Source organism: Hydrogenophaga aquatica (assembly GCF_054780915.1).
The window spans coordinates 109,206-120,549 of sequence record NZ_BAAGVK010000003.1 but is presented as its reverse complement, the minus strand read 5'-3'; the positions used below and the strand labels follow the sequence as shown (position 1 = coordinate 120,549).

Sequence of the window (11,344 nt, the reverse complement as noted above, 5' to 3'; positions counted from 1 at the left end):
CAATGTGCAGCCGCACACTCATCCCTTGCGCATGACCCAAACCAGCCACACCATGGAAAGCACGAAGCTGTACCAGACGCTGGGGTCTTCCTCGAGCGCGAACCATTCGGTGAGCCAGCCCGACAGGCCAACGAAGGCCAGGTTGATGTAGGCCGCACCCAGCAGGCCGATGAAGAGCCGGTCGCCACGCGTGGTGACCATGGGCAGGAAGCCCTTGCGCGCAACGTTGGGGGACTTGATCTCCCACACCGTCATGCCAGCGAGCAGCAGCGCGATGCAGATGAAGAAAACGGCCACGGGTGTGGTCCAGACCATCCAGCTGAACATGATTTGTCTTTCTGTAGGTGTTTACACGCGCCCCATCGCGAAGCCCTTCGCGATGTAGTGGCGCACGAACCAGATGACGATGGCGCCCGGCACGATGGTGAGCACGCCAGCGGCAGCGAGGGTGGCCCAGTCCATACCGCTGGCGCTGACGGTGCGAGTCATGGTGGCGACGATGGGCTTGGCGTTGACGCTGGTGAGCGTTCGCGCCAGCAGCAGCTCGACCCAGCTGAACATGAAACAGAAGAAGGCCGCCACACCCACACCCGCCTTGATGAGGGGCAGGAAGATGGTGAGGAAGAAGCGCGGAAAGCTGTAGCCGTCGATGTACGCCGTTTCGTCGATCTCGCGCGGGATGCCGCTCATGAAGCCTTCCAGAATCCACACCGCCAGCGGCACGTTGAACACCAGGTGCGCCAGGGCCACGGCCAGGTGCGTGTCCATCAACCCCAGCGTTGTGTAGAGCTGGAAGAAGGGCAGCAGGAACACGGCGGGCGGCGTCATGCGGTTGGTGAGCAGCCAGAAGAAGACGTGCTTGTCACCCAGGAAGCGGTAACGGCTGAAGGCGTAAGCCGCGGGCAACGCCACGGTGATGGAGATCACCGTGTTGATGGCCACGTAGATCAGGCTGTTGATGTAGCCCGAGTACCAGGACGCATCGGTGAAGATGGTCTTGTAGTTGTCCCAGGTGAAGCTTTGCGGCCAGAACGAGAAACTGGAGAGGATCTCGTTGTTGGTCTTGAAGCTCATGTTGACCATCCAGTAGATGGGCAGCAGCGCGAAGACGAGGTAGGCGATCAGGAAGAGTGATCGCGCCTGGAAACGGGAAGGGAAGAGGGAGGGGGCTTTCGCCTTGGGGCGGCCCTGCGGCGTCTCAACCATGTTGACCCTCCTTGCGGGTGTTGCCCATGCTCTGCATCCAGTTGTAGAGGACGAAGCAGAACAGCAGGATGATGAGGAAGTAGATGAGCGAGAAGGCGGCGGCGGGGCCCAGGTCGAACTGGCCCACGGCCTTCTGCGTGAGGTACTGCGACAGGAAGGTGGTGGCGCTGCCCGGGCCGCCACCGGTGAGCACGAAGGGCTCGGTGTAGATCATGAAGCTGTCCATGAAACGCAGCAGCACGGCGATCATCAGCACGCCGCGCATCTTGGGCAGCTGGATGTAGCGGAACACCGCGAACTTGCTGGCGCCGTCAATGCGCGCAGCCTGGTAGTAGGCGTCGGGGATGGAGCGCAGCCCGGCAAAGGCGAGCAACGCCACCAGTGGCGTCCAGTGCCACACGTCCATCACCAGCACGGTGAGCCAGGCGTGGGTGGGGTCGCCGGTGTAGCTGTACTCGAAACCCATTTGCTGCAGGGTGTAGCCAAGCAGCCCGATGTCGGCACGGCCGTAGATCTGCCAGATGGTGCCCACGACGTTCCAGGGAATGAGCAGGGACAGCGCCACGACGACCAGCACCGCCGACGATTTCCAGCCCTGTGCGGGCATGGACAGTGCCAGCGCGATGCCCAGGGGAATCTCGATGGCCAGCACCGAGAGCGAATACGCGAGCTGGCGCCCGAGGGCTGCGTGCAGTTCGCTATCGCGCATCACCGCCACGAACCATTCGGTGCCGACGAACACGCGCCGTTCGGGCGAGATGATGTCCTGCACGGAGTAGTTGACCACGGTCATGAGTGGCAGCACGGCCGAGAAGGCCACGCAGATGAAGACCGGCAGCACCAGCCACCAGGCCTTCTGGTTCACGGGTTTGTCGTTGGGGTTCATGCCACCAGCTCCTCGTTGCGGTAGAAACAGGTGTGCCGGTCGAGCACCCGCAGGTGCACGCTGGCGCCCACCACGGGGGCTGCAGCCTCGGGCGACAGGCGCACCTTGACGAGGTGTTCACCCACCTCGCAGGTCAGCAGCAGGTAGGTGCCGATGTCCTGCACCTGGCGTACCTGCGCCAGCAGACAGCCGGGGCCGGGCCCTTCGGCCAAGCCCAGGTACTCGGGCCGTATGCCCAGTTGCAACTCGCCCTCGGGCAATGTTTTGCCGTCGTTGCGCTCCACGCGCTGGGATAGCACCGTCAAGTCACCGCCAGCGCAATGCGCGGGCAGGAAGTTCATGCCCGGCGAGCCGATGAAGTGGCCCACGAAGGTGTGCGCGGGGCGCTCGAACAGGGCGTCGGCGGAGCCCACCTGCACCGCGCGGCCGCGCGTCATCACCACCACCTCGTCGGCGAAGGTGAGCGCCTCGACCTGGTCGTGCGTCACGTAGATGAGCGTGAGCTTGAGTTCGTGGTGGATCTGCTTGAGCTTGCGGCGCAGCTGCCACTTGAGGTGCGGGTCGATCACCGTGAGCGGTTCGTCGAACAGCACGGCCGACACGTCGGGCCGCACCAGGCCGCGGCCCAGCGAGATCTTCTGCTTCTGGTCGGCGCTGAGCCCGGCGGCACGCATGTCGAGCTGGTGGCTCATCTCCAGCATCTCGGCGATCTGGCCGACGCGTGCCTTGATCTGCGCGGCGGGCACCTTGCGGTTCTTCAGCGGAAAGGCCAGGTTCTCGGCCACGGTCATGGTGTCGTAGATGACCGGGAACTGGAACACCTGGGCAATGTTGCGTTCCTGCGGGCTGGCGCGGGTGACATCACGCCCGTCGAACAGCACCTGCCCCTGCGACGGCACGAGCAGCCCGGAGATGATGTTGAGCATGGTGGTCTTGCCGCAGCCCGAAGGGCCGAGCAAGGCGTATGCGCCGCCGTCGCGGAAGGTCATCTTCAGCGGCAGCAGGGCGTAGTCGGCATCGCTGCGCGGGTTGGCGCGGTAAGCGTGGGCCAGGTCGAGCTGGATTTCGGCCATCAGCGTTTCTCCGAAAGACGGACCGGCGCCAGCACCAGCGGGCCGGACGCGTCGAATACGTGCACGCGGGAGGGGTGCAGGTACAGGTGGATGGGCTCGCCCAGCTGGAAATCGTGCACGCCCGTGAGCTGCGCGACCAGATCGCCCAGCACGGTGTGAACGTGGACGAAGGTGTCGGAGCCGGAGATCTCGGCCAGCTCCACGCTGCCCGCCAGTTCAATGTCACCATCGCGGGCGGTTTCGCGCAGGGCGCTGGCGCGCACACCCACGACCAGATCGCGCGGCGCGCCGGGTGGCAGTGCCAGCGGCATGAAGGCGCCGTTGCGCAGGCGCAGACCGCCCTCCTCGGCATCGGCCTGCAGCAGGTTGATGGGCGGGTCGCTGAACGCGCGCGCCACACGGATGGACGCCGGGCGGTGGAATACCTCGGCCGTGGGGCCGTACTGCAGCAGTTCGCCCTGGTCGAGCACGGCGGTGTAGCCGCCCAGCAGCAGGGCCTCGCCCGGCTCGGTGGTGGCGTAGACGACTGTGGAATCCCCCGTGGAAAACAGGTGGGTGAGTTCTTCGCGCAGTTCCTCGCGCAGCTTGTAGTCAAGGTTGACCAGCGGCTCGTCGAACAGCATGAGGGGCGCGTTCTTGGCCAGGGCGCGCGCCAGCGCCACACGCTGCTGCTGCCCGCCCGACAGGGCCGAGGGCAGGCGGTCCAGGAACATCTCGATGTGCAGTTTGGCGGCCAGGGCGCGCACACGCTCGTCGATGTCGCGCACGCCTGCCAGCTTGAGCGGCGAGGCGATGTTGTCGAACACCGTCATCGACGGGTAGTTGATGAACTGCTGATAGACCATGGCCACGTTGCGTTCGCGCACGGGCACACCGGTCACGTCGCTGCCGTCCACCAGCACGCTGCCTTCGCTCGGGCGGTCCAGCCCGGCCATCAGGCGCATCAGGGTGGTCTTGCCCGCCTGGGTGGCGCCCAGCAGCACCGTTACCTGCGCGGGTTGCAGCGCCAGGTCCAGCGGGTACAGGTAGGGCTGCCCGGCAACGGTCTTGCTCACCCCTTGCAGGGTCAGTTGCATGGCAGCTCTCCAATGTTCGAAATGCGGTCCATTGACTTTCCTGTGTTTTCGTTTGACGGATTCTAAGGTTCGATATTGTTTCTTTTTGCTCGGTGTTTACCCTTAAATCACCAAAAACGGGTTCTTTTGTGTTCGTTTTTGGCTGAATAATCGCAGCATCATGGAACTCAACCCCCGCCAGACCGAACTGATCGAAGCCGTGCGCGCCCACGGCCCGACGACCATCGAATCACTGGCCGAACGCTTTGGCGTGACGCTGCAGACCGTGCGCCGGGACGTGCGCCACTTGTCTGATGCAGGGCTGCTGGCGCGCTTCCATGGCGGCGTGCGCCTGCCGGGCTCCACGACCGAGAACATCGCCTACCGCCAGCGCCAGGCCCTGGCGTCGGAGGGCAAGGCGCGCATGGCGCGGGCCATCGCCCGGCGCATCCCCAACGGCTGCTCGCTGATCATGAACATCGGCACCACCATCGAGGCGGTGGCGCACGAGCTGCGGCACCACCAGGGCCTGCGCGTGATCACCAACAACCTGCACATTGCCGCGCTGCTGAGCGCCAACCGCGACTGCGAGGTGATCGTGGCCGGAGGCGTGGTGCGCGGCAGCGACCAGGGCATCGTCGGCGAGGCCACGGTGGACTTCATCCGCCAGTTCAAGGTGGACATCGGACTCATCGGCATCAGCGGCATCGAAGCCGACGGCACGCTGCGCGACTACGACTTCCGCGAGGTGAAGGTGGCGCGCACCATCATTGAGCAGTCGCGCGAGGTGTGGCTGGCGGCAGACCACACCAAATTCAACCGCCCGGCCATGGTCGAACTGGGGCCGCTGCGCGACGTGGACATCCTCTTCACCGACGAGGCGCCGCCTCAGACCTTCACCGAACTGCTGAGCAAGGCCGACGTGGAATGCGTGGTGGCCACACAGCCATAAGTGCCCAAGGACCCGCCATGAAACACCTGCTTGCCCTGGACCAGGGCACCTCCAGTTCACGCAGCATCGTCTTTGACGAGAGCGGGCGCATCGTTTCCATGGCGCAGCGCGAGTTCCGCCAGATCTACCCCCAGCCCGGCTGGGTGGAGCACGACCCGCTGGAGATCTGGACCACGCAGCTCGACACCGCACGGGAAGCCCTGGCCAAAGCGGGTCTGCAAGCGCAGGACGTGGCGGCCATCGGCATCACCAACCAGCGCGAGACCACGGTGGTGTGGAACCGCCGCACCGGCGAGCCGCTGTACAACGCCATCGTGTGGCAAGACCGCCGCGCCGAGCCGACCTGCGTCGACCTGCGCGCGCGCGGCCTGGGCGAAGCCGTGCTGGAGAGCACCGGCTTGCGCATAGACGCGTACTTTTCGGCCACCAAGCTGCACTGGATACTGCAGAACGTGCGCGGCGCACGCGAACTGGCCGAACGCGGCGAGCTGGCCTTTGGCACGGTGGACAGCTGGCTGATCTGGCAGCTCACCGGTGGCAGCGCCCACGTGACGGACGTGAGCAACGCGGCGCGCACCATGCTTTTCAACATCCGTAGCAACGCGTGGGACGAGGCGCTGCTGCAGGCGCTGGACATTCCCCCCTCCCTGCTGCCGAAGGTGCTGCCTTCCAGCGCGGCCTTTGGCGAGACACTGCCTACACTGTTCGGGCAGGCCATTCCCATTGGTGGCGTGGCGGGCGACCAGCAGAGCGCCCTGTTCGGTCAGGCCTGCTTCGACCCCGGCATGGCCAAGAACACCTACGGCACCGGCTGCTTCATGCTGATGCACACGGGCGAGCGCTTCCAGCGCAGCGGCAACGGGCTCATCACCACCGCAGCAGCACAGCCCGGCGGGCAGCCGCAGTTTGCGCTGGAAGGCAGCGTGTTCATAGGCGGTGCGGTGGTGCAGTGGCTGCGCGACGGCCTGCGCGCCATCGCCTCCAGCGCCGAGGTGCAACCCCTGGCCGAAAGCGTGCCCGACGCGGGCGGCGTGATGTTCGTGCCCGCCTTCACCGGCCTGGGCGCGCCGTACTGGGCGCCCGACGCGCGCGGCACCATCGTCGGCCTGTCGCGCGGCTCCACGGTGGCGCACATTGCCCGCGCGGCGCTGGAGAGCATTGCCTTCCAGAGCGCGGCGCTGCTGCAGGCCATGGACCGCGATGCCGTGGCAGCAGGCGGCGTGCCGGTGAGCGAGCTGCGTGTGGACGGCGGCGCCTGCGTGAACGACCTGCTGATGCAGATACAGGCCGACCTGCTGGGCATTCCCGTGGTGCGCCCCGCCGTGACCGAGACCACCGCCCTGGGCGCGGCCTATCTGGCGGGCCTGCACACCGGCGTGTTCCGCGGGCTGGACGACCTGCGCCAGCGCTGGCGTGCCGAGCGCACCTTCCACCCCACGCTGCCGCGCGAGCAGGCGCTGGAACGCATGGCCCGGTGGGAAAAGGCGGTGCGCCAGGCCACCGCCGGGTAAACCGCACGGGTAACCGGGTGGTAACCCCCCGGTAAAATGCGGGGAGTTTCACCCCTTCGCCCCCACCTGGAGATCCCCATGGCGCTCGTTTCCATGCGCGAACTGCTCGACCACGCGGCCGAGCACGGTTACGGCATTCCCGCCTTCAACGTCAACAACCTGGAACAGGTGCAGGCCGTGATGGCCGCTGCCGACGAAGTGGGCGCCCCCGTCATCCTGCAAGCCAGCGCCGGTGCGCGCAAGTACGCAGGCGAAAGCTTCATCAAGCACCTGGTGCAGGCCGCTTGTGAAGCCTACCCCCACATTCCCGTGGTGATGCACCAGGACCACGGGCAGAGCCCCGCCATCTGCCAGGGCGCCATCGACCTGGGCTTCAGCTCGGTGATGATGGACGGCTCGCTGAAGGAAGACGGCAAGACCCCCGCCAGCTTTGACTACAACGTGGACGTGACCCGCCGCGTGGTGGAAATGGCGCACCGCGTGGGCGTGTCGGTGGAAGGCGAGCTGGGCTGCCTGGGCAGCCTGGAAACCGGCCAGGCCGGCGAGGAAGACGGCATTGGCGCCGAAGGCACGCTGGACCACAGCCAGATGCTGACCGACCCCGAAGAGGCCGCCCAGTTTGTCAAGGCCACCGGCCTGGACGCGCTGGCCATTGCCATTGGCACCAGCCACGGCGCCTACAAGTTCACCCGCCCGCCCACTGGCGACGTGCTGGCCATCAGCCGCGTGAAGGAAATACACGCGCGCATTCCCAACACCCACTTGGTGATGCACGGCTCCAGCAGCGTGCCGCAGGACCTGCTGGCCCTGATCAACCAGTACGGCGGCAAGATGAAGGAAACCTACGGCGTGCCGGTGGCCGAAATCCAGGAAGCCATCAAGCACGGCGTGCGCAAGGTCAACATCGACACCGACATCCGCCTGGCCATGACCGGCGCAGTGCGCAAGTTCCTGGCCGAAAACCCCGACAAGTTCGACGCCCGCGAATGGCTCAAGCCCGCACGCGCCGCTGCCCAGTCGGTGTGCAAGCAGCGCTACCTGGAGTTCGGCTGCGAAGGCCAGGCCGCCAAAGTCAAGGGCTATTCCTTGAGCGAAGTGGCCGCCCGGTACGCCCGGGGCGAGCTGGCCCAGGTGGTGAACTGACCCTATCGCGGCGGCACAACAGGTGCCGCCCCAAGAACAAACCCCGCCTTGAAGCGGGGTTTGTTTTTTTCGGGTCAGGGCATCAGCGCCGCTGCGTCATTTGGCCGCACGGGCCTTGGCCACGGCGTCCTGCGTTTCTTTCCACAGGTCCATGCCAACGTTGGCGGCCACGCTGGCGTTCACGCGGGTAAGGCGATCGCGCATGCGGTTGGCCTCGGCGGGCGACAGTTCGTTGATCTGCATGCCCTTGGCCTTCAGGTCGGCCAGCGCCTTGGCGGCTTCCTCGCGGGTGTCCTTGCGCTCGAAATCACGGCTCTTGCGCGCCGCGTTGAGCAGCACATTCTTCTCGTCCTGGCTCAGGCCGTCCCAGTACTTCTTGCTGACCAGCACGATCCACGGGCTGTAGACGTGGTTGGTCACGGTCAGGTACTTCTGCACCTCGTAGAACTTGCTGGACAGGATGGTGTTGAACGGGTTCTCCTGGCCGTCGACGGTCTTGGTCTCCAGCGCGGTGAACAGCTCAGAGAAGGGCAGCGGCACTGCGTTGGCACCCAAGGTCTTGAAGCTGTCGATGAAAACGTTGTTCTGCATCACGCGCAGCTTGATGCCGTCCATGTCCTCCAGCTTGGCCACCGGGCGCTTGTTGTTGGTCAGGTTGCGGAAGCCGTTCTCCCAGTAGACCAGGCCGACGAGGCCCTTTTCCTGCAGCTTGTCCATCACCTTCTGGCCGACCGGGCCGTCCAGCACCACGTCCGCTTCCTTGGCGTTGTTGAACAGGAAGGGGGTGTCCCAGATGGCCATTTCCTTGGTGATGCCGACCAGCGTGGCGGTGGAGCCCACCATCATCTCCTGGGCGCCGCCGATCAGGGCCTGCTGCATCTGGACGTCGGAACCGAGCGCGGCCGCGCCGACGGCGCGCACCTTCATCTTGCCGCCCGAGGCTTTTTCCACTTCTTCGGCGAACAGCTTGACAGCGCGGCCCTGGTTGGACTGCTCGTTCAGGCCATAGCCGAAGCGGATCATGCGGGGCTTGATGTCCTGCGCCTGGGCCCAGCCGGCGCCCAGTGTTGCCAGGCTCACGGCCAGCGTCACGGCAAGTTGTTTCAGTTTCATGGTGATCTCCTTGGGTTGATGGCGGCATGGCCGCCCGGGAAAAACAAGAGGTGTGGCAAAGGTCAGAACATCAGCTTGAGCGGGCCGAGCACGATGGATGGGAAAAGCACCAGCAGCACCAGCATGGCGAAATAGACCAGCAGGAACGGCGTGACGCCACGGATGACGGGCTCCATGCGCAACTGGCCCACGCCCGCCACCACGTTGAGCACCGTGCCCACCGGCGGCGTGAGCAGCCCCAGGCAGCCCGTGAAGATGAAGACGAAGCCGAAGTACACCGGATCGACCCCGGCCTTCGCCGCCAGCGGCGCCAGGACCGGCCCCAGGATGAGGATGGTCGGCGTCAGGTCCATGACCATGCCCACGGCCAGCAGGAACAGGCAGACCACGGCCATGAACAGCACGGGCTGCCCGAGGAGCGGGCCCATCGACTCGGCCAGCTGGTTCGGCAGGTCTGCCAGGGTGATCATGTACGAGGCGGCGGTGGCCGCACCACAGAGGAACATCACCACGCCCGTGGTGCGGCTGGCGTCCACCAGCACCCGGTACAGCTTCGGCAGGTTCAGCTCGCGGTAGACGAACATGGCGATGACGAGCGCATACACGGCGGCCACCACGGCCGCCTCGGTGGGGGTGAAGAAGCCCATGCGCAGGCCGCCGATGATGATGACCGGCATCATCAAGGCCCACAAGCTGCCACCCAGCACGCGGCGGCGCTCCGCCCAGGCGGTCTTTTCCGCCACTGGCAGGGCCTTGCTTCCGGCTACGCGCCGCCACACCAGCACCAGGGCGGCGGCCATCATCAGCCCGGGCACGATGCCCGCAAGGAACAACTTGCTGATGGAGGTGTTGGTCGTCACGCCGTAGATGACCATGGGCATCGAAGGCGGAATGATGGGCGCGATGATGCCGCCCGAGGCGATCAGCCCCGCGCTGGTGCCGTCGGGGTAATGCTGCTTGCGCATCATGGGCAGCAGCAGGGTGGCCAGGGCAGCCGTGTCGGCAATGGCCGAACCGCTCATCGACGCGAGCATGACCGATGCCGCGATGGCCACGTACCCCAGGCCCCCCTGGATGTGGCCGACAAAGGCCCGCGCCAGTTCGATGATGCGGCGGCTCAGACCGCCAGCGTTCATCAGTTCACCCGCCAGGATGAAGAAAGGCACGGCCAGCAGGGGAAAGCTGTCGAAGCCTGCCTGGACGTTCTGCGCCAGGAGTTGTGCGTCGAAAAAGTCCAGGTGCACCATCAGCGCCAGAGCCGTGAGCATCAGCGCGAAGGCGATCGGCACGCCCACCGTCATCGCGGCAAACAGCACCAGAAGGAAGAGTGCAATCGTCATGGCTGCTGCTCCTGGGCGCGCTCACCCGTCAGATCGCACGCGGCCTGCACCAGCAGCAGCACGGCCATCACCACGCCCATGAAGAGCGTTCCGGCGGCGGCCAGTGCCAGCGGGTAGTTCATCACCGGGCTGCGGCTGTCCAACCCGACCACCACCTGCGCCCACGAACCGGTGATGAGGTAGTACAGCGCCACTGCCGTCAGGGCAAGCGTCAGCCAGCGGGCTGCCGCCGCGGGCACGCCACGCAACCGGCTGGTCACCAGGTCGAAGCCCAGGTGTTTGCCTTCGCCGAAGGCCAGCGTGGCAGACACGCAGACCAGCCAGATGAAGAGCAGGCGGGACAGCTCCTCGGACACCACCCAGCCCGTGCCCCAGACGTAACGCAGCACCACGTTGCCAAAGACGGCCACGACCATGACGATCAGGCACAGGGCCATCAAGGCCTCCGCCCCATGCCGGGACCATTGACGCAGATTCATGAACGGTCCTCCTCGGTGGCTGCCACCGCTGCGGGAGATGAGGCGCGCACCCATGCCACCACCTCTGCCGTGAGTTCGGCCAGCGGGCGCATGGCGTCCAGGGTCAGCACGCCGGGCTCGGCGCGCGGGTCTTCCAGGGTCTGGAACTGGCTGGCCACCAGGCTGACGGGAAACAGATGCGCAGGCCGGGCGGCCACGCGCCTGCGCGCCTCTTCCGGGGTGAGTGCCAGGAACACAAAGCGCAGGCCAGGCGCGGCCAGGCGCAAATGGTCACGGTAGCGCTGTCTCAAGGCGGAGCAGGTCAGGATGCCGCCCGCCGGCAGCACCTGGAGGCGCAGCGCCAGCGCGTCGAGCCATTCGGCCCGGTCCTCGTCGTTCAGGGGAACGCCGCTGCGCATCTTCTCCACGTTGGCGGCGGAGTGGAAATCGTCGCCCTCCAGCAAGGGCAGGCCCAGCGCCTCGGCGCAGCTCTGCCCCAGGCTGGACTTGCCGCAGCCCGCCACGCCCATCACGACAAGGCGAGGTGATGATGAAGGAAAAGTCATTTGGTAGCGCTATCCAATGGGATTCAAAAAAAGACCGTCGA

At 65.9% G+C, this 11,344-nt stretch carries 12 protein-coding genes; 3 read left to right on the top strand and 9 right to left on the bottom strand.

Annotated features, from left to right (window positions below; all coding sequences use genetic code 11):
* Positions 1–18: 18 nt before the first annotated feature.
* Genes ACYVHH_RS03895 through ACYVHH_RS03875 form a run of 5 tightly spaced genes read right to left on the bottom strand, consistent with a single transcriptional unit; the run spans position 19 to position 4,241 of the window.
* On the bottom strand, positions 19–327 hold the full coding sequence (locus ACYVHH_RS03895; RefSeq protein ID WP_460563750.1) for a DUF2160 domain-containing protein: 309 nt from the start codon (positions 325–327) through the stop codon (positions 19–21).
* 21 nt (positions 328–348) lie between these two features.
* A complete protein-coding gene (locus tag ACYVHH_RS03890) occupies positions 349–1,206 on the bottom strand; it encodes a carbohydrate ABC transporter permease (protein ID WP_460563749.1) in 858 nt (285 codons plus the stop codon).
* Positions 1,199–2,092 carry a carbohydrate ABC transporter permease gene (locus ACYVHH_RS03885; protein ID WP_460563747.1) on the bottom strand — a complete coding sequence of 298 codons (894 nt, stop codon included), beginning with the start codon at positions 2,090–2,092 and terminating at the stop codon, positions 1,199–1,201. The genes ACYVHH_RS03890 and ACYVHH_RS03885 overlap by 8 nt, the downstream gene beginning before the upstream one ends.
* Positions 2,089–3,165 (bottom strand): ABC transporter ATP-binding protein, encoded by a 1,077-nt coding sequence (locus ACYVHH_RS03880; RefSeq protein WP_460563746.1) that lies wholly within the window; start codon positions 3,163–3,165, stop codon positions 2,089–2,091. Before ACYVHH_RS03880 ends, ACYVHH_RS03885 begins: the two co-directional genes overlap by 4 nt.
* Positions 3,165–4,241 (bottom strand): ABC transporter ATP-binding protein, encoded by a 1,077-nt coding sequence (locus tag ACYVHH_RS03875; RefSeq protein ID WP_460563745.1) that lies wholly within the window; start codon positions 4,239–4,241, stop codon positions 3,165–3,167. Before ACYVHH_RS03875 ends, ACYVHH_RS03880 begins: the two co-directional genes overlap by 1 nt.
* A 160-nt stretch (positions 4,242–4,401) precedes the next feature.
* Here ACYVHH_RS03875 and ACYVHH_RS03870 point away from each other — a divergent pair, with 160 nt between their 5' ends.
* From ACYVHH_RS03870 to fba, 3 genes are all read left to right on the top strand, one after another.
* Positions 4,402–5,172, top strand: coding sequence for a DeoR/GlpR family DNA-binding transcription regulator (locus ACYVHH_RS03870; protein WP_460563744.1), 771 nt, complete (start codon positions 4,402–4,404; stop codon positions 5,170–5,172).
* Between the two features lie 17 nt (positions 5,173–5,189).
* Positions 5,190–6,683: a glycerol kinase GlpK gene (gene glpK / locus ACYVHH_RS03865; protein WP_460563742.1), complete on the top strand. Its 1,494-nt coding sequence runs from the start codon at positions 5,190–5,192 to the stop codon at positions 6,681–6,683.
* 78 nt (positions 6,684–6,761) lie between these two features.
* Positions 6,762–7,826 carry a class II fructose-bisphosphate aldolase gene (gene fba / locus ACYVHH_RS03860; RefSeq protein ID WP_460563741.1) on the top strand — a complete coding sequence of 355 codons (1,065 nt, stop codon included), beginning with the start codon at positions 6,762–6,764 and terminating at the stop codon, positions 7,824–7,826.
* A 96-nt stretch (positions 7,827–7,922) separates the two neighbouring features.
* On the opposite strand, the gene ACYVHH_RS03855 is transcribed toward fba, so the two are convergent.
* The 4 genes from ACYVHH_RS03855 to ACYVHH_RS03840 form a co-directional block, all read right to left on the bottom strand.
* Positions 7,923–8,939, bottom strand: coding sequence for a TRAP transporter substrate-binding protein (locus tag ACYVHH_RS03855; protein ID WP_460563740.1), 1,017 nt, complete (start codon positions 8,937–8,939; stop codon positions 7,923–7,925).
* 62 nt (positions 8,940–9,001) lie between these two features.
* A complete protein-coding gene (locus tag ACYVHH_RS03850) occupies positions 9,002–10,279 on the bottom strand; it encodes a TRAP transporter large permease (protein ID WP_460563739.1) in 1,278 nt (425 codons plus the stop codon).
* Entirely contained in the window at positions 10,276–10,758 is a 483-nt protein-coding gene (locus tag ACYVHH_RS03845; protein ID WP_460563738.1) for a TRAP transporter small permease, read from the bottom strand. Before ACYVHH_RS03845 ends, ACYVHH_RS03850 begins: the two co-directional genes overlap by 4 nt.
* Entirely contained in the window at positions 10,755–11,303 is a 549-nt protein-coding gene (locus tag ACYVHH_RS03840) for a gluconokinase (protein ID WP_460563737.1), read from the bottom strand. The genes ACYVHH_RS03845 and ACYVHH_RS03840 overlap by 4 nt, the downstream gene beginning before the upstream one ends.
* Between the last annotated feature and the right edge of the window lie 41 nt (positions 11,304–11,344).

Coding starts and splice junctions, on each gene's coding strand:
- ACYVHH_RS03895 (WP_460563750.1), bottom strand. CDS start 327: ATGTTCAGCTGGATGGTCTGGACCACACCCGTGGCCGTTTTCTTCATC.
- ACYVHH_RS03890 (WP_460563749.1), bottom strand. CDS start 1,206: ATGGTTGAGACGCCGCAGGGCCGCCCCAAGGCGAAAGCCCCCTCCCTC.
- ACYVHH_RS03885 (WP_460563747.1), bottom strand. CDS start 2,092: ATGAACCCCAACGACAAACCCGTGAACCAGAAGGCCTGGTGGCTGGTG.
- ACYVHH_RS03880 (WP_460563746.1), bottom strand. CDS start 3,165: ATGGCCGAAATCCAGCTCGACCTGGCCCACGCTTACCGCGCCAACCCG.
- ACYVHH_RS03875 (WP_460563745.1), bottom strand. CDS start 4,241: ATGCAACTGACCCTGCAAGGGGTGAGCAAGACCGTTGCCGGGCAGCCC.
- ACYVHH_RS03870 (WP_460563744.1), top strand. CDS start 4,402: ATGGAACTCAACCCCCGCCAGACCGAACTGATCGAAGCCGTGCGCGCC.
- glpK (WP_460563742.1), top strand. CDS start 5,190: ATGAAACACCTGCTTGCCCTGGACCAGGGCACCTCCAGTTCACGCAGC.
- fba (WP_460563741.1), top strand. CDS start 6,762: ATGGCGCTCGTTTCCATGCGCGAACTGCTCGACCACGCGGCCGAGCAC.
- ACYVHH_RS03855 (WP_460563740.1), bottom strand. CDS start 8,939: ATGAAACTGAAACAACTTGCCGTGACGCTGGCCGTGAGCCTGGCAACA.
- ACYVHH_RS03850 (WP_460563739.1), bottom strand. CDS start 10,279: ATGACGATTGCACTCTTCCTTCTGGTGCTGTTTGCCGCGATGACGGTG.
- ACYVHH_RS03845 (WP_460563738.1), bottom strand. CDS start 10,758: ATGAATCTGCGTCAATGGTCCCGGCATGGGGCGGAGGCCTTGATGGCC.
- ACYVHH_RS03840 (WP_460563737.1), bottom strand. CDS start 11,303: ATGACTTTTCCTTCATCATCACCTCGCCTTGTCGTGATGGGCGTGGCG.